This window comes from Shewanella maritima, from assembly GCF_004295345.1.
GTDB classification, from domain to species: Bacteria; Pseudomonadota; Gammaproteobacteria; order Enterobacterales; family Shewanellaceae; genus Shewanella; species Shewanella maritima.
This window is the reverse complement of record NZ_CP036200.1, coordinates 1,325,187-1,348,436: the sequence shown is the minus strand read 5'-3', so window position 1 is coordinate 1,348,436 and position 23,250 is coordinate 1,325,187. Positions and strand designations below refer to the sequence as shown.

Below are 23,250 nucleotides of genomic sequence, written 5' to 3'. Positions count from 1 at the left end.
TAATTGTATCGCCTTTAGTTAACTAACCTCACATTATGTGAGGTTTTTTTATGCAAAATGATGACTAAAAATTGGTGTTTGGCGAAAATAGCGTTATGTTAATTTCATGTACCACTTCCAAGGATTATGGATGTCACGGTTACCGTTTATTGCATTAATGCTAGCGCTGGGCTTGTTAGCGTCTTGCAAGCCACAAAAAGCGCCTGTGTTAGTTGCAACCGAGACCAAAGAGCCTGCAATTGAATGGCGACTGGTTACTTCTTGGCCTAAAAATTTACCTGGTCTAGGTATGGCAGCTGAAAACTTTGCCACGCTGGTCAATCAAATGTCTAACGGCCGTTTAAACATTCAGGTATATGGCGCGGGTGAGGTGATGCCTGCACTAAAAGTGTTTGATGGTGTAAGCAACGGTGAGGTACAAATGGGGCACAGCGCCGCATACTATTGGAAAGACAAGGTCCCTGCCGCTCAGTTTTTCTCATCAATCCCATTTGGTATGAACGCCGATCAAATGAATACCTGGTTGTTCTATGGTGGCGGTATGGAACTGTGGCGCGAGACCTATGAACCGTACGGTGTTATCCCTTTTGCCGGTGGTTTTACCGGTATGCAAATGGGGGGATGGTTTAATAAAGAGATTAATTCGATTGAAGATCTTCAGGGATTAAAGATGCGACTGCCAGGTCTTGGTGGTGAGGTGCTTCGCGCTGTTGGCGGTATTCCCTATGATAATTTGGCTGGTCGCGAACTGTTTTCAGCATTGCAAACAGGTGTGATTGATGCAGCTGAATGGGTTGGGCCATATAATGATAAAAGGTTGGGTTTGTATAAGGTCGCTAAATATTATTATTACCCTGGTTGGCATGAGCCGAGCGGCGCAATGGAGTTTTTAGTCAATGAACAAGCTTTTAGTGAGCTGCCTGAAGATTTGCAAGTTATAGTGACAATTGCCACAAGAGCGATTAATCAGGATATGCTAAATGATTACACCTATGGACACGTGCAATCGATGCCTGAGCTTATCAACCGTTACAATGTTATTGTTAAACCTTTTCCGGTTGAGGTTATACGCGAGCTTAAACAAGCACGCAGTGGTGTTTTAGATAAGGTTGGACGCGGTGATGAGCAGTTTGCAAAGGTTCGCGAATCATACTTGCACCATGAAAAGCTATTTAAACAGTTTTATGATTACACTCATGGCGCTATGGTTGAGCTAGATGAATAGAATTTGTAATAGTCTAAGCAGACGTTAGTGTTATTATCTTACCTGCCTAAAAATTAAGGCAGCAAGCACCTAAATCCGGATAATAACTAAAACTTTTTGGGAGAATCCAATGCCGTTACTTGATAGCTTTACTGTTGATCATACTAGGATGAGTGCACCGGCAGTGCGCGTTGCCAAACACATGAGTACGCCTAAAGGCGATACTATTACAGTGTTCGACTTACGCTTTTGTATCCCAAACCAAGACATTCTGAGTGAGCGTGGGATTCATACTTTGGAGCACCTTTTTGCCGGTTTTATGCGTGATCATTTAAATGGTGACCATGTGGAGATTATTGATATTTCTCCTATGGGATGCCGCACTGGTTTTTATATGAGCCTAATCGGCACGCCTGCTGAAACTGACGTTGCAGAAGCCTGGCTAGCAGCGATGGAAGACGTACTTAAAGTAGTCGAGCAATCACAAATTCCAGAGCTAAACGAGTATCAATGTGGAACTTTTGAAATGCACTCGCTAGAGCAAGCACAAGATATTGCTCGAAGTATTATCGCATCAGGTATTAACGTGAATCGCAATGACGATTTAAAGCTTAGTGATGATATTTTAAAAGGGCTGTAGCCTAAAACCTAAAAGCGGCGAAAGCCGCTTTTTTGTGCCCTTTAAAAACCATAGTGAGCGACTGCGGGGAAATGGTTATTCAAATGTAGCATTTTAGTTTGTAATATGTGTTTGAAACCATTGTTGTATTAGGGTTAATCTCATAGAATTGTTCTAATTTCAAAGCTTTTAGCGTAAAGACACATATATGGAGATAATCATGTCTAGTCGCCCGTTTAGCCTTACTACAGTCGCGTGTGCCATTTTGGCATTAGTGAACTCCCCCTTAGCGCATGCCGCAGAGCAACAAAAAGAACAAGTGAGCCGCGCAGATGTAAATGTCACCCAAGATATGGGAGCGTTTCAATACCGCAGCACCGAAATGGCACTGGCGCAATCAGGTGTGGTTGTGTTGCCTGCAAGCTCCTATCAAGCCAATACTGTAGTCAATCGCGGCGCAGTAAATGGTGTTGCGCAAACTCAAGATGGCATTTTCTTCTCACCAGCTCCTTACTCTGCCAATCTTGTTATTGCACCTAATCTATTTTTTCAACAAAGTGTCAATGTCGAGCAGTCGACTACAGCAGGCATAGGTAGTGAAGGCAGCTACGGCGTTGTTGACTACCAGTCAAAGAGAGTTAGTAGCGCTGATACTGCAACTATCGTCAACCTGGAAGCAGGGCAAAATAGTGAGCTTGCTGGTGGCATTATTATGAGTGGTACCTCTAAGCAATATACTATGTTGCTAGGAGTGGACTACCAAAAGGCCGAACAAGATGTGGGGATTGCACGTGACTTAGATGCGCAGTATAGCCATACCGATATCATGTTTAAGGTTGGTGCTGGCAGCCTACTTGGGGCGCGAAATCCACAAAAGACTGAGTTTAGTTTTCAATTTTCTGATAAAGACAATGACGCTGGATTGCTGGGTTTGACTGATGCTGATTTTGAGCTTGAGCCACAAAAACGTTATCAAGTAGCGCAGTTTGATAATGAAACTCAACGCCGCACTCGCTATGCCTTAGCCCACGAGGTAACGTTATCACCAAGTAACCAGATGTACACCGATCTCTATTATCAAAGTATGTCTCAGAAAACGTCACAAATGGCGTACTTAAATGGTGATGTGATTGATAAATCGCTGCTAGCAGGGCTCGCGCTATTTGAGCGTCAACCTTTGGGGGTCGACCTTACTTTGGGGGCGATGGCACAAGATAATGAGTTTGATGGCTTTGGTATTCAAACTAAAGGCGTTAACCAATATGGCCAGCATAAGGTTATTTATCATGGGCGTTATCACCATGATAAAGCTGAAATGCGCTTAGGCTACCAAGATTGGATCTATGGGCAAGACTTAAGCTTTACCCCTGGTAATAGCTTTAGCACAGTTGAGGCATACACAGACGATGCTACTGCCATTCTAGCTGGCGTCGATACCGAGTTAAATTATGGTAAATGGCAGATTTTAGCTGGCGTGTCATACGAAACCGTTAACGTGACCCGTGAGGTTTCTATTACGAGCCATGACATTACTAATGTCGACTTTTCTGATGACGGCTGGATACCTTCACTTGCCGCAGTGTATCAAGGTGATAGCTGGCGTTTTGAAGCAAACGCTAAGCGTGCCTGGACGGCAGCATCAGCAGGCAACAAACTGCAAAAAGCCCAAGAGGCTATGCAGTATGAGCTAAGCGCTGCATATACTCTCGGCGCGATGCATATAGATGCAGCTACTTATTACCATGACTTTAATAACATGCATTTCAGCTGCATGTGGGGAGTCGTGTGTGGTTATGAAGGCCACACTCTGCAAGAAAATATCGAAGATGTGAAAGTGTATGGCGCCGATGTGAGTGTTAACTATCAACTCGCATTCGACAGTTTCTCAATGCCAATTATTGCTAACTATCTCTATGCAAAGACAGAGCTTGATGATAGTGCCTGCGCAAACGGTGGCTGCCCAGACACTGAAACGCGTTTACCTTGGACCCCAGAGCATCAAGCTTTTGTTAGTACCGGTATCGTAGTGGGTGATTTCTCGTTAATGGCGCAGGCTCTATATCAATCTGAGATAGGTTACATGTATGACCAAGTTGAAGATTATTCAATTGATTCACAGTGGAAGCTAAACGTGGCAGCTAGCTATGACTTTAGCGCGCAGCATCAAGTTTATCTTCGAGTAGAAAACGCGCTTAATCAAGATCTTGTGGCTCACAACTCGCACTTAGGTGTCGTCGCTGGGGCGGAGCAAAAAGCGCTTTTAGGCTACCAAGGTCGCTTTTAACTGCTGACATCCAATCTATCTATTTGTTTTAAATATGTTAAAGCTCAAGCTATTTTAGCTTGAGCTTTATTTGCTTTTACTAATAGTTTAAATATTAGTCTTTCCAAAATATTTTCTATAAAAATTAGTGCTATAGTAAATCGAACTCGAAAAAATATGCCGATTTTTAGTGAAAACCTTACCCTGAGCCAAACTGTTTGAAATGTTAACGCCCTGAGTCCCTTGCAGTTTGAAAATACAAATAATTTTCGTGGCGGTAGTCTCATAATTGGGGTAAAATGCGCGCGACCAGCGTGATTACGATCGCATTTTCGTGTTAAATCTGCGCTAGCTCAAGAATATTTATTTTGTTAACGCCTTGTTTGCTAATGACTTATTCTTGTTGCGGAACGTGGCGCATTGTCTTTCCTTCAAACGTAGTGCTTGTGGATATGATTACAATTAAGAAAGGATTGGAACTCCCTATCGCGGGTGGACCAGAGCAAGTTATCCATAATGGCCCGGCCATTAAACACGTCGCTACATTGGGTGAAGAGTATATTGGCTTACGTCCTACCATGAAGATCAAAGTGGGCGATAAAGTACAAAAAGGCCAGGTGATTTTTGAAGACAAAAAGAACCCAGGCGTAAAATATACAGCTTTAGCCAGTGGTACGATTAAAGAAATCAACCGAGGTGCCAAACGCGTACTTCAATCAGTTGTTATTGATATTGAAGGTGACGAAAGTGTCGTATTTGCTAAATACGATGCTGATAAACTCACCTCTCTCGACGCGCAAGCTGTTCGCGACAACCTGATCGAATCGGGTTTGTGGACCACATTGCGTACTCGCCCTTTCAGTAAAGTCCCAGCGGTAGATTCAGAACCTGCTGCGTTGTTTGTGACTGCCATTGATACTCAGCCACTCGCTGGCGATCCTCAAGTAGTTATTGCAGCAAACAAAGATGATTTTGCTAATGGTTTGACTGTGCTTTCACGTTTAGCAGAAGGCAAGGTATTCCTATGTAAGGCGCCTGGTGCTGACATTCCTGCTGCAAATGCGCAGGTGAAGGAGTTTGCCGGTAAACATCCAGCGGGCTTAGTGGGTACTCATATTCACCATGTGCTTCCAGCCTCTGCTAACCGCACTGTATGGCATCTTGGCTATCAAGATGTGATTGCGATTGGTCATTTGTTTACTACTGGTGAGTTAACGACAGACCGCGTTGTTGCACTAGCAGGCCCTGAAGCAACTAAGCCTCGCTTAGTTAAAACGCATGTTGGTGCAAGCCTTACTGAATTGACTCAAGGTGAGCATAATTGCAGCTCAGTTCGTGTTATTTCAGGTTCAGTATTAAACGGTCGCCACGCGCATGGCCCACATGCATACCTAGGTCGTTACCACAATCAAGTGAGTCTACTTGAGGAAGGTACCGAGAAAGAACTATTTGGCTGGGCTATGCCTGGTGCTGACAAGTACTCAATTACTCGCGCATTCCTAGGTCACCTAAGCTCTTCACGTTTATTCAAAATGACAACCAGCACTGGCGGCTCTGACCGCGCTATGGTGCCAATTGGTAACTATGAACGTGTTATGCCGCTAGATATTTTGCCGACTATGTTACTGCGTGACCTAGTATCTGGTGATTATGATGGCGCAGCTCAATTAGGAGCCTTAGAGCTAGATGAAGAAGATCTAGCATTATGTACTTTCGTATGTCCTGGTAAGTATGACTATGGCTCATACCTACGTGACTGCTTAGATACGATCGAGAGGGAAGGCTAATGAGCTTGAAAGATTTTATCGAGCGTATTGAACCGCAATTTGAAAAAGGCGGTAAATACGAAAAGTGGTACGCGCTCTACGAAGCGGTTGCTACTGTATTTTATACTCCAGGTAAGGTGAACAAGGGCGCAACCCATGTTCGTGATAACCTAGACCTTAAGCGTATGATGATCACTGTTTGGGCGTGTACTTTCCCAGCAATGTTCTTCGGTATGTATAACGTTGGTTTGCAAGCGCAAGTTGCATTGGCTGCTGGTTTTGGTACGCCAGATATGTGGCAAGTTGGCTTGTTTGAAATGCTAGGTGGTCAGCTAACTGCTGATTCAGGCATTGCGGGGCTAATGTTCTACGGCGCATGTTTCTTCCTACCTATCTATGCTGTGACATTTGCAGTCGGTGGTTTCTGGGAAGTGCTATTTGCTTCTGTACGTGGCCATGAAGTTAACGAAGGTTTCTTCGTCACCTCGGTACTGTTCGCACTCACCCTGCCGGCAACCATTCCTTTATGGATGGTGGCACTGGGTATCACCTTTGGTGTGGTCGTTGCCAAGGAAATCTTTGGTGGTACAGGTCGTAACTTCCTCAACCCAGCGCTTGCAGGTCGAGCATTCTTATTCTTTGCTTACCCGCTAAGCATGTCAGGTGACACTACTTGGGTCGTTGCAGATGGCTTCTCTGGCGCGACGGCATTAAGCCAAGCGGCGCAAGGCACTCTTGATTACGCTAATGCTGATTGGATGGCTGCGTTTATGGGCTTCATTCCAGGTTCTGTAGGTGAGGTTTCTACCTTTGCTATTTTACTTGGTGGCTTAGTGATTATATACACTCGCATCGCTTCATGGCGCATTGTTGGTGGTGTAATGGCAGGTATGATTGCTGTTTCGCTACTGCTTAACGCGATTGGCAGCGACACTAACCCAATGTTTGCTATGCCATTCCACTGGCACCTAGTGTTAGGTGGTTTTGCCTTCGGCATGATGTTCATGGCAACTGACCCTGTTTCAGCGTCATTTACTAACCAAGGCAAGTGGGCATACGGTTTCTTAATTGGTGCGATGGCGGTGTTTATCCGTGTTATCAACCCAGCATTCCCAGAAGGTATGATGTTAGCAATTCTATTCGCTAACCTTTTTGCACCTTTGTTCGACCACTTCGTGGTTCAAGCAAATATCAAGCGGAGGATTGCACGTGGCTAATGCTAAAGAATCTTTCGGTAAAACATTGTTCGTTGTAATCGGTCTTTGTTTTATCTGTTCTATGTTGGTGTCAACGGCGGCAGTACTGCTTAAGCCAACGCAACTAGAGAACAAGCTTTTAGATAAGCAAAAGTACATTTTAGAAGCAGCAGGCTTGATTGATACCCGTTCAGGCAAAGTCGAAAAAGCAACAATTATCGACACCTACAACAAGTACGTAGAAGCTAAAGTTGTTGATCTAAAGTCTGGCGACTGGGTAGAAGGTGTTGACGGCAATACCTTCGACGTTGAAAAAGCAGCTCGCACACCTGAAACCTCATTCAAACCTGTTAATGACATCGCTTCGGTTAAGCGTGTTGCTAATCATGGTGTGGTTTACTTAATTCGTGATGATAGCTCACAGCTACAAACTGTGATTATCCCAGTTAAGGGTTATGGTCTGTGGTCAACTATGTTTGCTTTCCTAGCGGTAGAAGCTGACCTAAACACGATTCGTTCATTGGTTTACTACGACTTTACTGGCTCTGGTGAAACACCAGGTCTAGGTGGTGAAGTACAAAATCCACAATGGATTGCTAAGTGGAAAGGTAAGAAGCTATACAACGCTCAAGGCGAATTAGCGATTCAAGTAACTAAGAACCCAGCTGTCGCTAACTCTGAGTTCGGTGTTGATGCACTATCTGGTGCGACACTGACCGGTAACGGCGTTCAGTACTCTTTAGAGTTCTGGTTAGGTGAAGAAGGCTTCGCTAAGTTTATTGAAAAAGCACGTAACGGAGGGTTGAGCTAATGTCTGAAGCTAATAGCGTCAAGCAGGTTCTAACCGGACCAATTGTTAGTAATAACCCAATTGCATTGCAAATCCTGGGTGTATGTAGTGCCTTAGCGGTAACCAGTAAAATGGAAACTGCATTGGTAATGACCATTGCACTAACGGCGGTTTGTGCATTCTCAAACCTGTTTATCTCAATGCTACGTGCACATATTCCAAGCAGTGTTCGTATTATTGTGCAGATGACGGTAATCGCATCGCTAGTAATCGTTGTTGACCAGGTGCTGCAAGCATTTGCTTACGATGTCGCCAAGCAGCTATCGGTATTCGTTGGTCTAATTATTACCAACTGTATCGTGATGGGCCGCGCTGAAGCATACGCGATGAAAACGCCACCAATGCTGAGCTTTATGGACGGTATTGGTAACGGTTTAGGTTACGGCGTTATCTTGTTATCTGTTGGCTTTGTGCGTGAGTTATTTGGTAATGGTTCACTTTTTGGCGTAGAAATCTTAGCTAAGGTTTCTGACGGTGGTTGGTACCAGCCAAATGGTTTATTACTACTGCCACCAAGTGCGTTCTTCCTAATTGGTGCTTTGATCTGGATGATCCGTGTTTATAAGCCTGATCAAGTAGAAGCTAAAGGGTAAGCGAAATGGAACATTATATTAGTTTATTAATTCGCTCTGTTTTCATTGAAAACATGGCCCTGTCGTTCTTCCTAGGTATGTGTACTTTCTTAGCGGTATCTAAGAAGGTTAAAACCTCAATGGGTCTAGGTGTAGCGGTAATTGTGGTGCTTGGTATTGCGGTACCAACTAACCAAATCATTTATCAAAGTTTTCTTGCTCCAGGCGCGTTAGCATGGGCAGGAGTACCTGAAGCGGACTTGAGCTTCCTTAAGTTCATTACTTTTATTGGTGTGATTGCAGCGCTAGTACAAATTTTGGAAATGACTTTAGATAAGTACTTCCCTCCTTTGTATAACGCACTCGGTATCTTCCTACCGCTAATCACAGTGAACTGTGCGATTTTCGGTGCGGTTTCATTCATGGTTGAGCGTGATTACAACCTAGGTGAAAGTTTTGTATTCGGTATTGGCTCAGGTATCGGTTGGGCACTTGCAATTGTGCTACTTGCCGGTATCCGCGAGAAAATGAAATATTCTGACGTACCTGATGGACTGCGTGGCTTAGGTATTACCTTCGTTACTGCTGGTTTGATGGCACTAGGTTTCATGTCGTTCTCAGGTGTGTCTTTATAAGACCGCCTAGAGATGCATTAATTTGAACCTTTAAGGATAAGTAAATGGGTATTCTTGAATCTACACCAATAGATGTTTATCTAGGTGTGAGCATGTTTACTGCGATTGTCTTGATCTTAGTATTAGTGATTTTGTTCGCTAAATCTAAGCTTGTGGCAAGTGGTAGCATTAAGATTGGCATCAATGGTGATGCTGACAAAGCATTTGAAACCGAAGCTGGCGGTAAGCTACTAGGCGCGTTGGCAAGTAACGGTATTTTCGTATCAAGCGCATGTGGTGGCGGTGGCTCATGTGGCCAGTGTCGTGTGAATGTAAAGTCAGGCGGTGGTGATATCCTGCCGACTGAGCTTGACCACATTAGTAAAGGTGAAGCGCGTCAAGGTTGTCGTCTTTCTTGCCAGGTAAATGTTAAAACTGACATGGAAATCGAGCTAGACGAAGAAATCTTTGGTATTAAGAAGTGGGAATGTGAAGTTATCTCTAACGATAACAAAGCGACCTTCATTAAAGAGCTTAAACTTAAGATCCCTGACGGTGAGTCAGTGCCGTTCCGCGCCGGTGGTTATATCCAAATTGAAGCGCCTGCACACCATGTTAAGTATGCAGACTTCGATGTACCTGCAGAGTACCGTGGCGACTGGGAACACTTCGGCTTCTTTGACCTGGAGTCAAAAGTTGATGAAGAAACCATTCGTGCATACTCGATGGCGAACTACCCAGAAGAGTTCGGTATCATCATGTTGAACGTGCGTATTGCTACGCCGCCTCCACGTAACCTAAGCCTACCTTGTGGTAAGATGTCATCGTACATCTGGAGCCTTAAGTCTGGCGATAAAGTGACGATTTCAGGTCCATTTGGTGAATTCTTCGCAAAAGACACTGACGCTGAAATGGTATTTATTGGTGGTGGTGCAGGTATGGCGCCAATGCGTTCACATATCTTCGATCAGCTTAAGCGTCTTAACTCTAAGCGTAAGATGAGCTTCTGGTACGGTGCACGTTCTAAGCGCGAAATGTTCTATGTAGAAGATTTCGACGGCCTAGCGTCAACCAATGATAACTTCGAGTGGCATGTTGCTCTGTCTGATCCTCAGCCAGAAGACAACTGGGACGGTTACACCGGCTTTATTCACAATGTGCTTTATGAGAACTATCTACGCGATCATGAAGCGCCAGAAGATTGTGAATTCTACATGTGTGGCCCACCAATGATGAACGCTGCCGTAATTGGTATGCTTAAAGACTTAGGTGTTGAGGATGAGAACATCCTACTGGATGACTTTGGCGGTTAACGCTAAACCATCATCTAAGTAAACGGAATTGCAGCTTTGTTGAACATGGAGGTACATGTTAAACAAGCTGCAATTTTTATTTTGACGGCTCTAATAAAGAGCTAATACCAATTGGTATAAACCAAAAAGAATGATAATGAGATATATAACCAAGCTGTTGTCACTGTTGATATTGGTCCTTGTTGTCAGCGCCTGCAGTCAGCCACAATTGGTCAGCTTAGCAGGGCGTACTATGGGCACCACTTACCATATTAAGTTGGTACCTAATAAACATCTCCCCGACGAGCAATTGCTTCAGGCCGAAATCGATATGGCGCTTGAGCGGGTGAACAATCAGATGTCGACTTATCGACCAGCGTCTGAGTTGTCGCAATTTAACCTATCTAAGGCTGGTCAACGTACTCGAGTGTCGCAAGATACGATTTTAGTGCTTCAAGAAGCGATTAAGCTCTATGAACAAACCGATGGCGCATTAGATGTCACCTTAGGCCCATTGATTAATCTTTGGGGCTTTGGTCCAGAAAAACGGCCGATCAAGGTACCGAGTAAGCTCGATATTGACATTGCTAAAGCAAAAATGGGTATAGAAGGTGTCTCGATTGAACCAGGGCATTTAGTTAAACATAACTCAGATTTATACGTCGATTTATCATCTATCGCGAAAGGGTTTGGCGTAGATGTTGTTGCAGCTGTATTAGACAAATACCAAGTGTCTGGTTATTTAGTTGAAGTTGGTGGCGAGATCAGTGTCAAAGGTCACAAACTTGATGGTCAACCTTGGCGAGTTGCGATTGAGCAACCTGATGCGACGGGGCGCGAGGTGTCGAAAGTCATTAGCCTAAAAGATATGGCGATGGCGACATCGGGTGATTATCGTAATTACTTTGAAGACAAAGGTGTGCGTTTTTCTCATCTTATTGACCCGCGAACCGGTTACCCTATCAACCATAAGTTAGCGTCGGTAACTGTGCTGCACCCGAGCAGTATGTCAGCAGACGGTTACGCAACTGCCATGATGGTAATGGGCACCGAAGCATCATTAGCGCTTGCCAGTGAGTTAGATTTGGCGATAATGTTGATTGAAAAGCAGCCCCATGGTTATCAAATTCATTATAGCGATGCGTTTTTGCCATATGTGCAATAGCCTCGTGTTGTATCGGAGTCGTATATGAGTACATTTATTGCCGCATTCGTTATTTTAATGCTGTTTTTCGTATTAATGTCTGTGGGCTACATCATCAAAAAGAAAGCCGTTGAGGGTAGCTGCGGTGGTCTAGGCGTACTTGGCATCGAAAAAGCCTGTGATTGTGATGACCCATGTGACAAGCGCAAGCGCCGAATGGCGGAAGAAGAGCGCCGTGCCAAGCTTGAAAAAAACCGTATTATTTAACCAGATGTTGCGAATCACATTGTAAAGAGCCTTCATTTTGAAGGCTTTTTTTGTGATTTAATTTTGTACAACAGATACTAAGCTAAGTAAAAATGAGAATGCTTATCAGTATTAAGTGTATGAAATTAAAGAAAAAATTTACTTTAGACTTCAGCTGTACTATTCTGTGTGAAATTGATCTAGATCAAGTTCACTGATTAGGGACAAGACAATGAAAGGCAAGCCAAACGTCATCGCTCAGCTTAATCGCGTGTTAACTTTTGAGTTAACTGCCATTAATCAATATTTTCTCCATGCGCGTATGTTTAAGCACTGGGGTTTAGACCAGCTCAACAGCAAAGAGTACAAAAAGTCGATTCAAGACATGAAACACGCCGACAAATTAATTGAGCGTGTGTTGTTTCTTGAAGGCCTTCCAAACCTGCAACAGCTAGACAAGCTACGTATTGGTGAGGACACTGAAGAAATGCTGCAGTGCGATATGGAAGCTGTAACAGAGCAAGTTGCAGAGCTACGTAAAGCGATCAAGCTGTGTGAAGATGAGCGTGACTATATGAGTCGCGACTTGCTAGAAGAGTTGCTTGAAGATGAAGAAGAGCACATTGACTGGATTGAAACCCAGCAAGATCTCATCACTAAGACCGGTTTAGAGAACTACCTACAGTCACAAATGTAAGTTAAGGATATTTATCATGAAAGGCCATCAAGAGGTTATCGACGCATTAAACTCATTGTTGACTGGCGAGCTATCAGCAATGGATCAGTATTTTGTTCACGCCCACATGTACGAAGATTGGGGCTTGAACGAATTATATACCCGTATTTTGCATGAGTCAGACGATGAGAAAGTGCATGCGGCAAAATTGGTTCAGCGCATCTTATTTTTAGAAGGTACACCAGATGTTGCTAGCCGCGAAGCGCTAAACATTGGTAAAGACGTTAAAGAGATGCTTGAGAATGACCTTCAGTACGAATACAAGGTTGCTGAAGACTTACGTAAGGTGATTGCACTTTGTGAAGAAAAGGGTGATTACCAAACTCGCGAGCTGCTTGAAGTTTTACTCGATGATACTGAGTCGGATCACATGTACTGGCTTGAGAAGCAACTACGCCTAATCGAGCGAGTGGGTCTGCAAAATTACCTGCAAAAGCAAATGTAATTGCATACTCTGCTATACAAAAAACGCCGCTAACGTATTAGCGGCGTTTTTGTTTATAGCATTGTTTGCTCTGGCCGTAGTGTTTATCTAAGACTAAAGCTTAAATTGACCAATCAAGCCTGACAGCTTGTCATTGATTTCGGCAATATTAGCGGTTTCTTGTTGCTGCAGTTGCCCCTCTTTATTCAAGGTTTCTACCATATCGTGGATCTGATGCATGTTGAGGTTAATCGCCTGAATAACCTGATTTTGCTCGCTAGCTGAGGTTGAGTTCTGGCTATTTAGCGCATTGATCTCATCCATAATCACGCTCATCTGTTGCAAGCTTGCAGAGGTATCCGCCACTTCTTCAACGGTTGTGCCACACGCTTGCTCTGTTGAGGCAATCGATGCCACTACATTGGTTGCTTCAGATTTTAACTGAGCTAATGCCTGCTCAATCTCACTGGTGCTGGTTTGGGTGCGACTCGCTAGTGCGCGCACTTCATCAGCAACCACCGCAAAGCCTCTGCCTTGCTCACCGGCTCTAGCTGCTTCAATCGAGGCGTTAAGTGCCAGTAAGTTGGTTTGCTCGGCAATGGCGCCAATTACATCAACAATGGACTGAATTGAACTCGTCTCATTGTTCATATGCTCAACTTTGCCAGCGGTTTCGTTGATTTGACTCGCAAGGGCAAGAATACCTTGCTGGGTCGACTCGATAGTTTTCAAAGAATGGGCGCCGCTGTGATGCGCTTCATGAGTGTGCTTCGCCGCTTCTACTGTATTGGCTTCAACCATTTCAGCGGTATTCGATAGCTGCTCTATCGCGGTCACGATTTGTGTGGTTTCGCTGGTGTGTGAGGTTAAAATTTGCTGAGAATGCTCACTGAATTGTTGTAGAGAATGTACGCCAGATGACAGTGCAACAGTCGCCTGATTTATTTCTTTCATCATACTTTGTAGCTGGCTAATGAACTGGTTAATGCCACTGGCAATTTTACCTATATCGTCATTGCATTTAACTTCAAGACGTTTGGTGAGATCGCCGTTACCTTGAGATAGCTCCGTCACTAAAGTGCGCAGCTCAGCAATTGGTAAGTACAGCTTGTTGAGCACGACGAGCAATCCCGCTACCGAAGCAGTCAATACTAGAATCACAACCAATAGTAATTTAAACGTTGCTTGGTATAGCGGGGCAAACGCGCTGGACTCATCCACAGTAACAATGACGTACCACTCTTGGTTATCAATCAGCTCGATACGTTTGCTGGCAACTAATGTGGCCTCGCCATTGAGCTCGTGAGTTGCCACACTTTGGTTGACCCCCAAAGCTTGTTGGGACACTTGCTTTAAGTCGGCTATATCATTGATGTTTTGTTTTGCCTCGATAAAAGGCGAGGTAGAAGCCAGTACTAGTCCCTGTTTATTGACGATAAAGCCCGTAGCGCCTTCAATTTCATTGAGCTTGTTTAGCTCTGAGGTAAGTTGGTCAAAGCGGAGGTCAGCCATGATGATGCCGCCATCAATTTGATGCATCACTCCGAGCATTGGTATCGCATCAGTGCGGGTAAAGAACACATCGCTTAGGCTAATGCCACGAGAGCGCTTACCTGCTTGATACCAGGGACGAGTTCGAGGGTCATACTTAGATACGATACCCACACCATTAGGAAATGACTCTGAGGCTTTAGACACATAGCTGCTGCCATCATCAAAGCCTATGATCACTTTGCTCACGCCGCCCAGTTTTGCTGTGTATTGCGTCATAGCCACGTGGCTATGTTGATTTTGACCATTTTCTTGACGATAGAGCATGGCTAGCTCAGTGACCGCGCTGGTTGTGCGCTCAAAGCGAGATTTAATCTCGATAACTTTTTGTTCAATCACATGGTGAATGTTTTGTACCAGCGCATCTTGCACACTGTCTTTAAATTGCACATAGGTTACTAGGCTACTAATGAGCAGAGACAACATCAGCAGTCCTGTCATAGCAGAGAGTAAACTTGCTTTAAAGCCGAGCTTTTTCATTAGCTTATCCTAATTGTATTATTATACTTTTTATTATTCTAAGGATAGTATGCTAATTAAACTGCTAACTTCATCAATATTCTTGTATCAGTGTTATACAAAATGTGACTTGCCGCTTTTGAGGGCGTTTCTGTTCCCTGCTCTAACCAAATAACAGGTTTTGTTGAATACTGTTTTTTTATACAGTAATATTGTGGTAATCGTTTTTTGGTCACTGATATGAGCAACAGATGCGAAAAATAATTCATATCGACATGGACTGTTACTACGCCGCTGTAGAAATGCGTGACTTCCCCGAACTAAGGGGGAAGCCATTAGCTGTGGGGGGCAGAAGTGATAGGCGTGGGGTGATCAGTACTTGTAATTATGAAGCGCGTGCTTTTGGGGTGCGCTCAGCCATGAGTAGTCATCAAGCGTTGCAGCTTTGCCCAGACCTGACTTTGGTGCCAGGAAGGATGCAAGTTTACAAAGATGTTTCGGCGCAAATTCGCGAAATCTTTAAGAGCTATACCAGCCTTATTGAGCCTTTATCGCTAGATGAAGCCTATCTGGATGTCACAGATACCCAATTGTGTAAGGGCAGTGCCACCTTAATGGCACAGGCGATACGCGATGAGATTTATCAGCAAACTGGGCTGACAGCATCAGCTGGTGTAGCGCCAGTTAAGTTTCTTGCCAAGATTGCTTCAGATCTAAATAAACCCAATGGTCAGTATGTCATTCGCCCTGATGACATAGCGCAGTTTATTAAACCCTTAGCTCTGAAAAAGATCCCCGGCGTTGGCAAGGTTACCGCCAAAAAGCTTGCTGATCTTGGTTTGAATACCTGTGAGGATGTGCAGAATTACCCAAAGCAGGCGTTAGTGCAGCGCTTTGGTAAGTTTGGCGTTGTCTTGCATGAGCGTGCTTATGGGCGTGATGAAAGAGCCATTAGCCCTAATCGCGTGCGCAAGTCGGTGGGGTTGAAACCACCTTAGCAAAAGACATTTATACCCTAAGCCAATGTCAGCAGGTGATGCCGCAACTTATTCAAGAGTTGTCATCGCGAATGCAGCGTAGTGCTAAAGATAGAAGCATTAACAAGCAAGTGGTTAAGCTGAAATTTAATGATTTTAAGCAAACTACGATTGAGCATCGTAGCGATGAGCTGTCAGTCAACTTGTTCGCTAGTTTGCTTGAAGATGCCTTAAAGCGTGCCAATGGCAGAGGTATTCGTTTACTGGGCGTGAGTGTCGGGCTTGCAGGTGAGGCGCAAGGCCAAGCTGTAACTCATGTTGCACAAAGCTCTCAACTTGATTTGCCGCTTTAAGTAATTACAGCAACTTGGTGTACTAATGTTTACCTCTAAACACCTAGGTCTTAATACTCATTCAGTAATGCTGTTTTCAATAAAAAAAGGCTGCAAATGCAGCCTTTTCGATGTTTTCGCCTTATTTGAGATAATTAGCTTTTCGCTGGAATATTCTCTAGCACCGCAAGTAGTAACTCCCAGTATTGACCAACAGTGGTGATGTTGACCATTTCATCTGGGCTGTGTGGGAAGCGGATAGTTGGACCAATGGATACCATGTCCATGTTCGGGTACGGCTCTTTAAATAGACCACACTCAAGACCCGCGTGAATAACCATAATGGTAGGGTCTTTCTTGTAAATGCCGTTGTAGGTTGCGCGCACAATTTCCATAACAGGTGAGCTATTATCTGGCTTCCAACCTGGGTAAGCACCGCTAAACTCGATGCCTGCACCGCTCAAATGAGCTAGTGACGTCAACATGCCTTCAATTTCGTCGCGACCTGAGTTGATAAGCGAGCGGATAAGGCACAAGATTTGAACTTGCTCTTCCTCGGTAGAAATCACACCAACGTTTAGTGATGTTTCAGTTACGCCTTCAACTTCATCACTCATACGCATCACGCCGTTCGGGCAAGCATTAAGTAAATCAATTAAGCTATTCTGCGCAGTTTCGCTCATTACTTTAGTAGGCGAGTCAATCGCTTCCAGAGTTAAGGTCATATCTGGGTCTGCAATGGCTAGCTCTGCACGAATGGTTGCCTGAAACTGGGCAATGTTTTGCTCAAGTAACTCAACGTTATCTGCAGGCAGCATAAAACTAATGTTTGCTTCACGTGGGATAGCATTACGCAGCGAGCCACCAGTAAAGTCGACTAACTCAAGTGCTAGGTTGTCAGCATATTCAAATAAGAAGCGTGCAAGTTGCTTGTTGGCGTTACCGCGGCCTAGGTGAATGTTGACACCCGAGTGACCACCTTTTAAACCAGATAAAGTTAAGCGGTAGCTAGCATTATCTTGCTCAGGTGCTTGCCATGTCATTGGCACAGAGATTTGACCGTCAACGCCGCCAGCACAGCCCATGTAGATCTCGCCTTCTTGCTCTGAGTCTGTGTTGATCAGAATCTCAGCATCAAGCATGCCAGCTTCAAGACCAAATGCGCCTGTCATGCCTGCTTCTTCATCAATGGTTAGCAATACTTCTAATGGGCCGTGTTTAATGTCGCTGCTGCCCAAAATAGCCAGTGCCGATGCCATGCCAATACCATTATCTGCACCGAGTGTCGTGCCGTTAGCTTTTACCCACTCACCATCAACATAAGCTTCGATTGGGTCTTTTTCAAAATCATGCTCTTTGTCAGCATTTTTTTGCGGCACCATATCAATATGGGCTTGCAGGGCAACAACTTTGCGATCTTCCATACCAGGTGTGGCTGGTTTTTTGATGATTAGGTTACCGACTTTGTCTTCAACTACATTCAAGCCCTGAGCATTTGCCCAATCTTGAATATGCTGCGATAAAGCTTGTTCGAACTTTGATGGGTGAGGAATGGCACAGATTTGTTCAAACCATTGCCAAAGCGGTTGAGGATATAATTGGTTGATTGCGGTCACGATTGAGCCCTCAATTAGTCGTTGTTTATGCTGCGGCGCTTGCTACTCCCAGTTTATGGATTCTAGCTACAGGGAGTTAATAGCGTCGCTATTTATTGTTTGCTTTCATGCCAATCGGTTGGCATTCGCTAATGGATAGGCACTTTAGCACACTTCGCTCACAGTCTGATCGACGACCGTGACGATAAAATCGAAATGAGATTGGTTTGGGTCGCATTTTCTGTAAATATAACTTCACCCGCTCAAACCTAGGTGGCAGTTCAGACCCAAGTTGTGAGCCAAAAATTTTAAACCCAGTTAAAGGAATGCCCATGTTTCACAGCCCGATTGTAGGTGTAAACCAAGCCGATGCCATTTTTGCCGAAGATAAGTGGGATGCGGTAGTGGTTGTCACGCCAAGTCTTGATGCCATTGAACAACAAGAAATAAAACTGCTCGCCGCCCATGGTGCACAGGTCGATAAACGCGTAGGTAAGTCAGCCACCTTGTTATTTGCACCAGGTCTTGCAGGTGGCCGCTTAGTGATTTCTCCAGTGGCAGATATTGATAATGAATATGTTGATGTGCGCCAATACGCTAAAGCTGCCCGTGCAGGTATTGAAATTGCTGAGCAAGCTGGCGCTGTAAAACCTTTACTCGTAGTAGCGAGCTCAAGTGATAGCCGCTACCAGTTTGCACGCTCGGTAGCAGCCATTGCCTGTAATCAAAGCCTATGGCAGCCGCTAGAAACCCGCCTCGCGACAGGCCTAACTCCTAATATCGAGCAGATTGGCCTGTTAGTTGAGCAAGCGCAAGATGACAGTGTGGCAGCAGAGGCTGATGCAATCTCGCTTGGTCAGTCATTAGCTCGTGACTTGTGCGGCACTGAGCCTGAGCAAATGAGCGCGATTAAGTTTGCTGAGTATTGTCAGCAAGCATTTAAAGACACTGTAATTAAATGCAGTGTAATAGAAGATAAAGCCACACTAGTTAAAGATTATCCGTTACTCAGCGCTGTCGGTCGCTGCTCGTTTGATGTTGCGCGTCATCATCCTCGGGTCGTGCGCCTTGAATATGTCGGTGTGGGCGAGATTGAGCAGTCGTACTTTTTAGCGGGTAAAGGTGTGGTGTATGACACTGGCGGCGCAGATTTAAAAGTTGGCGGCGCCATGGCTGGCATGAGTCGTGACAAAGGCGGCGCAGCGGCGGTAGCGGGTGTGATGAAAGCACTAGCTGTCACCCAACCCAAGGGAGTACGGGTTGTTGCAGAGCTTGGATTAGTGCGCAACAGCATAGGTAGCGAAGCGTTTGTCACCGATGAGATTATTACTAGCCATGCAGGCGTGCGCGTGCGTATTGGTAATACCGATGCTGAAGGGCGTTTAGTGCTTGCTGATGTAATGTCACACCTTAAGCAGCAAGCGCTAGAGTGTGAAAGTGAGTCTGCACCGCAAATGTTTAGTGTTGCCACATTAACAGGGCACGTGGTGCGTGCTTATGGCGGCTACACGGCTTTGGTAGAGAATGCTGTTGCACGTAACATGCAAGTGGCAAGCGAGCTACAGCAAGTGGGTACCTTATGGGGGAGCCTGCTGAGCTGTCATACCTACGCCCAGATGATTTTGACAGAATTGCTGATAAAAACGGCGCCTGTGATGTGATCTCGTCAAACAATGCGCCTTCATCAATCACCGCGCGTGGTCACCAATTCCCTGCAGCATTTTTAATTAAGGCATCGGGTATTGCAGAGCATGGTGTCGGCAGTGACAAGCCAATTGCTTATACCCATGTGGATATTGCCGGCAGCGCCACTGAAGGTGACCCGCTTTATGGCAAACCAACTGCTAACCCTTTAGTGAGCCTGTATCAATACATTTGTCGTAAGTAAAACAACCTATCGCTCCTGCTAGCATGGAGCGTTTCACAATAAAAAAGCCGATATGTCACTCTCAATGAGGCGCATGTCGGCTTTTTTGATGATTTTGTGTACTAAAACCTCATTTATATGACGAAATTGTAATATAATTTCTGCATTATGCGTTAAAAATAAATTTTGAAAATAATTCTTGTAATTAAATTACATTTTTGTATAATTGTTTTCGTCGAGAGGGGACTCTTGATTCTAGTATTATCCAGGAAGGATATCTTCTCCAAGGATCCGAGCACTAAGTTGTCTCTATGGATTGAGAAAAAGTTAGTTCCAAGGAACCGAGCCAAGCTTTACTAGGTTTTTAAACAACTTTTTTGGAGAATAGCTATGTCTTACTTAGGTAATCGTAATGTATTTTGGCAAAACTTTTGGCTTGATACGAAAGTTCTGCAACGTGGTCTGTATCCGATGAAGTAAAGGTTTGTCCACCTTTTATCATCAACTTTCCACCCCTTTTGTTAGTCGAGAGACTTTTAGACTTAGGATAAGCGACCTTGTCGGTTATCTTCATCACAATTAGTGATGCTTGCATTCCTTTCCCCAAATGGGACGCATGAATATGTCAGCCTACTCTTTTGAGTAGGCTTTTTTTTGGTTATTTTTCTCCTGAATCACCACTATGTTCTCAACTGAGAACGCAAACCTTATCTAGTTCACATGTCCACAAGAACTGCGACCGTACCAGCGCGACATAAGCTGCTATTTAATAGCTATATGGAGTATAAATCACTATAATTCCGCTCGCGAAGTTGTTAATTTGCTTAACATTCTGTACTGCCGTTTCATAATTAAAACAGTCGGCGATACAAATCCAAATCATTGTCTAGATCACCTACACCAAGGAACATGGTTCCATGTTAGAAAAACTTTTTAAACTTAAACAAAACAACACCACGCTAAAGCAAGAAGTCGTTGCCGGTTTAACCACCTTCTTGACCATGGCGTACATTATTTTCGTTAACCCTATGATGCTTGCAGATGCAGGAATGGACCAAGGCGCAGTATTTGTCGCGACTTGTTTAGCTGCTGCGCTGGGTTGTTTAATTATGGGGCTGGTGGCGAACTACCCAATTGCGTTGGCGCCAGGCATGGGGCTGAATGCGTTCTTTACCTACACAGTTGTGGGAGAAATGGGTTACAGCTGGGAAACCGCACTGGGCGCGGTATTTATGTCGGGAGTGTGCTTTTTAATTTTATCCTTAGTGCGCATTCGCGAATGGATTGTTAACTCAATTCCTATGTCGCTGCGATTTGGTATTGCGGCAGGTATTGGTCTATTCCTGGCGTTAATTGGCCTTAAGAGTGCCGGTATTGTGGTGGCTAGCCCTGCCACATTAGTGACAATGGGTGATATCACTTCATTCCCGGCATTAATGGCAGCGCTTGGCTTCTTCTTAATTATTGCCATGGTTTATCGTGGCATGAAAGCCGCGGTGATTTTGAGCATCATCATTATCACGGTTCTAGGGATGATTTTCGGCGATGTGCAGTACGCTGGCTTAGTGTCTACGCCGCCTTCTATTGCGCCAACCTTTATGAAGATGGATTTATCGAGTGTGCTTGAAATAAGCATGATTTCGGTAATTTTTGCCTTCTTATTTGTTGATCTATTTGATACCTCAGGCACTTTAGTTGCGGTGGCGCAGCGTGGTGGTTTCCTTGATGACAAAGGCCGTTTACCACGGGTAAAACGTGCTCTGACGGCAGACAGTGTCGCGACTATTGCTGGCGCGGCTATGGGACTTCAACCACAACCAGTTACATCGAAAGCACAGCTGGCGTGAGTGCAGGTGGACGTACTGGTTTAACCGCAGTCATCGTTGGCCTGATGTTCATTGCTTGTTTGTTTATCTCACCACTTGCTGGCATGGTGCCGCCATATGCAACAGCGGGTACCTTGTTTTATGTGGCTATCTTAATGATGTCAGGTTTGGTTAATGTTGAGTGGGAAGATATTACTGAAGCAGCGCCGGTTGTGGTGACCTGTTTGCTTATGCCGTTGACCTTCTCAATTGCTAATGCCATTGGTTTTGGTTTTATCTCATATGCCGCTATCAAACTGATGACAGGTCGCGTAAAAGACCTCAATGCAGGGATTTTAGTGATCGCCGCATTATTTGTGATTAAGTTTATATATGGTTAAGTAAAATCGCTGAGTATTTTAAGGGTTATGCAATGCATAACCCTTTTTTATGTGATATCTCAAAATCTTCTACAATTTGTCGCTACATGACAGATCTTCGCTATCAATTGAAAAACGAATTCGCTATAAAAATAGTTGGATCTTTTTTCATGCATGTAACTTTCGCTAGATTCAGTCAGTTAAGGTTCGTGCTTTTAGAGTAGGTGTAATGAGTTACCGTCGAGTAGTGATTAAATTGGGCACCAGTGTGCTGACATCAGGCAGTCAACAGCTTGATAAGGCACACATGGTGGAGTTAGCAAGGCAAATGGCCGCGTTAATGAAAGCGGGCGTTGAAGTTGTGTTGTGCACCTCGGGCGCGATTGCCGCAGGCCGTGAGCATTTAAATTTCCCCAGCTACCCCGACACTATGCCCAATAAGCAGCTATTAGCGGCGGTAGGCCAGAGCCAGCTTATTCTGGCCTGGTCACAACTTTTCAGTATTTATGGGCTGCATGTAGGGCAGTTGCTATTAACTCGCGCTGATCTGCAAGACCGTGAGCGCTATCTTAATGCTCGCGATACCTTAAATGCGCTGCTCGATAACAACATTATTCCAATCATTAACGAAAATGATGCTGTTGCCACCACAGAAATCAAAGTGGGCGACAATGACAACTTGTCCGCCCGAGCAGCGCTGCTTTGTGATGCCGACTTACTGATTTTATTAACCGACCAGCAAGGGCTATTTGACGCCGACCCGCGATCAAATGCAGATGCTAAGTTGATTAAGCAAGTGGTTAATATTGATGACAGTTTACGCAAGTTGGCTGGTGGCGCTATTTCAGGGCTAGGTACTGGCGGTATGGCGACTAAGCTGCAAGCTGCTGATATTGCGCGCCGCGCTGGCATTGAGGTGGTAATTGCTTCGGGTCATCATAACGATGTTATTGCTGAGATTGCAGCCAAAGAGCAAGTGGGCACTCACTTTAGCGCCATTGAAAACCCACTTGAAAGCCGCAAGCAATGGATCCTCGCTGGCCCAACTACCCAAGGACAAATCACGATTGACGATGGCGCAGTTAATGCGGTGGTCAATCAAGGACGCAGTTTGCTGTCAAAAGGCTTAACTAAAGTTGAAGGCCATTTCGCCCGTGGAGAAACCATTTTGGTGCTTAATCAACAAGGCAAAACGATTGCGAAAGGTATGGCGCGCTACAGCGCAAATGCCATGACACAAATTGCAGCTCAGCACTCAAATCAAATCGAAAATTTATTAGGTTATAGCTATGGTGGTGCGGTCATTCATCGCAACGATATGGTTGTACTAGGGCTAAACAGCTAAAGGAATAGGGGAA

16 protein-coding genes and 3 pseudogenes are annotated in these 23,250 nt (G+C 44.7%); 17 read left to right on the top strand and 2 right to left on the bottom strand.

Going from position 1 to position 23,250, the window contains the following annotated elements; genetic code table 11:
- Positions 1-130: 130 nt before the first annotated feature.
- The 13 genes from EXU30_RS05660 to bfr (EXU30_RS05600) all read left to right on the top strand — a co-directional run bounded on the left by EXU30_RS05660 (position 131) and on the right by bfr (EXU30_RS05600) (position 12,947).
- On the top strand, positions 131-1,225 hold the full coding sequence (locus tag EXU30_RS05660) for a TRAP transporter substrate-binding protein (protein WP_130598215.1): 1,095 nt from the start codon (positions 131-133) through the stop codon (positions 1,223-1,225).
- Between the two features lie 109 nt (positions 1,226-1,334).
- Positions 1,335-1,844, top strand: a complete 510-nt coding sequence (luxS, locus tag EXU30_RS05655) for an S-ribosylhomocysteine lyase (protein ID WP_130598214.1) — start codon at positions 1,335-1,337, stop codon at positions 1,842-1,844.
- A gap of 199 nt (positions 1,845-2,043) precedes the next feature.
- Positions 2,044-4,107: a TonB-dependent receptor gene (locus EXU30_RS05650; protein ID WP_165398975.1), complete on the top strand. Its 2,064-nt coding sequence runs from the start codon at positions 2,044-2,046 to the stop codon at positions 4,105-4,107.
- 431 nt (positions 4,108-4,538) lie between these two features.
- Positions 4,539-5,873, top strand: a complete 1,335-nt coding sequence (locus EXU30_RS05645; protein ID WP_130603273.1) for a Na(+)-translocating NADH-quinone reductase subunit A — start codon at positions 4,539-4,541, stop codon at positions 5,871-5,873.
- On the top strand, positions 5,873-7,069 hold the full coding sequence (locus EXU30_RS05640; protein ID WP_130598212.1) for an NADH:ubiquinone reductase (Na(+)-transporting) subunit B: 1,197 nt from the start codon (positions 5,873-5,875) through the stop codon (positions 7,067-7,069). The genes EXU30_RS05645 and EXU30_RS05640 overlap by 1 nt, the downstream gene beginning before the upstream one ends.
- Positions 7,062-7,859 (top strand): Na(+)-translocating NADH-quinone reductase subunit C, encoded by a 798-nt coding sequence (locus tag EXU30_RS05635; RefSeq protein WP_130598211.1) that lies wholly within the window; start codon positions 7,062-7,064, stop codon positions 7,857-7,859. The genes EXU30_RS05640 and EXU30_RS05635 overlap by 8 nt, the downstream gene beginning before the upstream one ends.
- Positions 7,859-8,491, top strand: coding sequence for an NADH:ubiquinone reductase (Na(+)-transporting) subunit D (locus EXU30_RS05630; protein ID WP_130598210.1), 633 nt, complete (start codon positions 7,859-7,861; stop codon positions 8,489-8,491). The genes EXU30_RS05635 and EXU30_RS05630 overlap by 1 nt, the downstream gene beginning before the upstream one ends.
- Positions 8,492-8,496: 5 nt before the next feature.
- Entirely contained in the window at positions 8,497-9,105 is a 609-nt protein-coding gene (nqrE, locus tag EXU30_RS05625; RefSeq protein ID WP_130598209.1) for an NADH:ubiquinone reductase (Na(+)-transporting) subunit E, read from the top strand.
- A 44-nt stretch (positions 9,106-9,149) separates the two neighbouring features.
- Positions 9,150-10,397 carry an NADH:ubiquinone reductase (Na(+)-transporting) subunit F gene (nqrF, locus tag EXU30_RS05620; RefSeq protein WP_130598208.1) on the top strand — a complete coding sequence of 416 codons (1,248 nt, stop codon included), beginning with the start codon at positions 9,150-9,152 and terminating at the stop codon, positions 10,395-10,397.
- Positions 10,398-10,527: 130 nt separating this feature from the next.
- On the top strand, positions 10,528-11,541 hold the full coding sequence (locus EXU30_RS05615; RefSeq protein ID WP_130598207.1) for an FAD:protein FMN transferase: 1,014 nt from the start codon (positions 10,528-10,530) through the stop codon (positions 11,539-11,541).
- A 24-nt stretch (positions 11,542-11,565) separates the two neighbouring features.
- Positions 11,566-11,787 carry a (Na+)-NQR maturation NqrM gene (gene nqrM / locus EXU30_RS05610; protein ID WP_130598206.1) on the top strand — a complete coding sequence of 74 codons (222 nt, stop codon included), beginning with the start codon at positions 11,566-11,568 and terminating at the stop codon, positions 11,785-11,787.
- 211 nt (positions 11,788-11,998) lie between these two features.
- Entirely contained in the window at positions 11,999-12,463 is a 465-nt protein-coding gene (bfr, locus tag EXU30_RS05605) for a bacterioferritin (RefSeq protein ID WP_130598205.1), read from the top strand.
- Positions 12,464-12,479: 16 nt separating this feature from the next.
- Positions 12,480-12,947 (top strand): bacterioferritin, encoded by a 468-nt coding sequence (bfr, locus tag EXU30_RS05600; RefSeq protein ID WP_130598204.1) that lies wholly within the window; start codon positions 12,480-12,482, stop codon positions 12,945-12,947.
- Between the two features lie 93 nt (positions 12,948-13,040).
- Here bfr (EXU30_RS05600) and EXU30_RS05595 read toward each other — a convergent pair whose 3' ends face one another.
- Positions 13,041-14,957: a methyl-accepting chemotaxis protein gene (locus EXU30_RS05595; RefSeq protein ID WP_130598203.1), complete on the bottom strand. Its 1,917-nt coding sequence runs from the start codon at positions 14,955-14,957 to the stop codon at positions 13,041-13,043.
- Positions 14,958-15,187: 230 nt separating this feature from the next.
- On the opposite strand from EXU30_RS05595, the pseudogene dinB reads away from it, so the two are divergent.
- Positions 15,188-16,266 (top strand): annotated as a pseudogene (dinB, locus tag EXU30_RS05590) (DNA polymerase IV).
- A 134-nt stretch (positions 16,267-16,400) separates the two neighbouring features.
- On the opposite strand, the gene EXU30_RS05585 reads toward dinB, so the two are convergent.
- Positions 16,401-17,861 (bottom strand): aminoacyl-histidine dipeptidase, encoded by a 1,461-nt coding sequence (locus EXU30_RS05585; RefSeq protein WP_130598202.1) that lies wholly within the window; start codon positions 17,859-17,861, stop codon positions 16,401-16,403.
- Between the two features lie 311 nt (positions 17,862-18,172).
- Between EXU30_RS05585 and EXU30_RS05580 the strand changes: the two are divergent.
- The 3 genes and pseudogenes from EXU30_RS05580 to proB all read left to right on the top strand — a co-directional run bounded on the left by EXU30_RS05580 (position 18,173) and on the right by proB (position 23,237).
- Positions 18,173-19,728, top strand: a pseudogene (locus EXU30_RS05580) (M17 family metallopeptidase).
- Positions 19,729-20,624: 896 nt separating this feature from the next.
- Positions 20,625-21,913: pseudogene (locus EXU30_RS05575) on the top strand (NCS2 family permease).
- Between the two features lie 208 nt (positions 21,914-22,121).
- Positions 22,122-23,237, top strand: a complete 1,116-nt coding sequence (gene proB, locus EXU30_RS05570; RefSeq protein WP_130598201.1) for a glutamate 5-kinase — start codon at positions 22,122-22,124, stop codon at positions 23,235-23,237.
- Positions 23,238-23,250 lie beyond the last annotated feature (13 nt).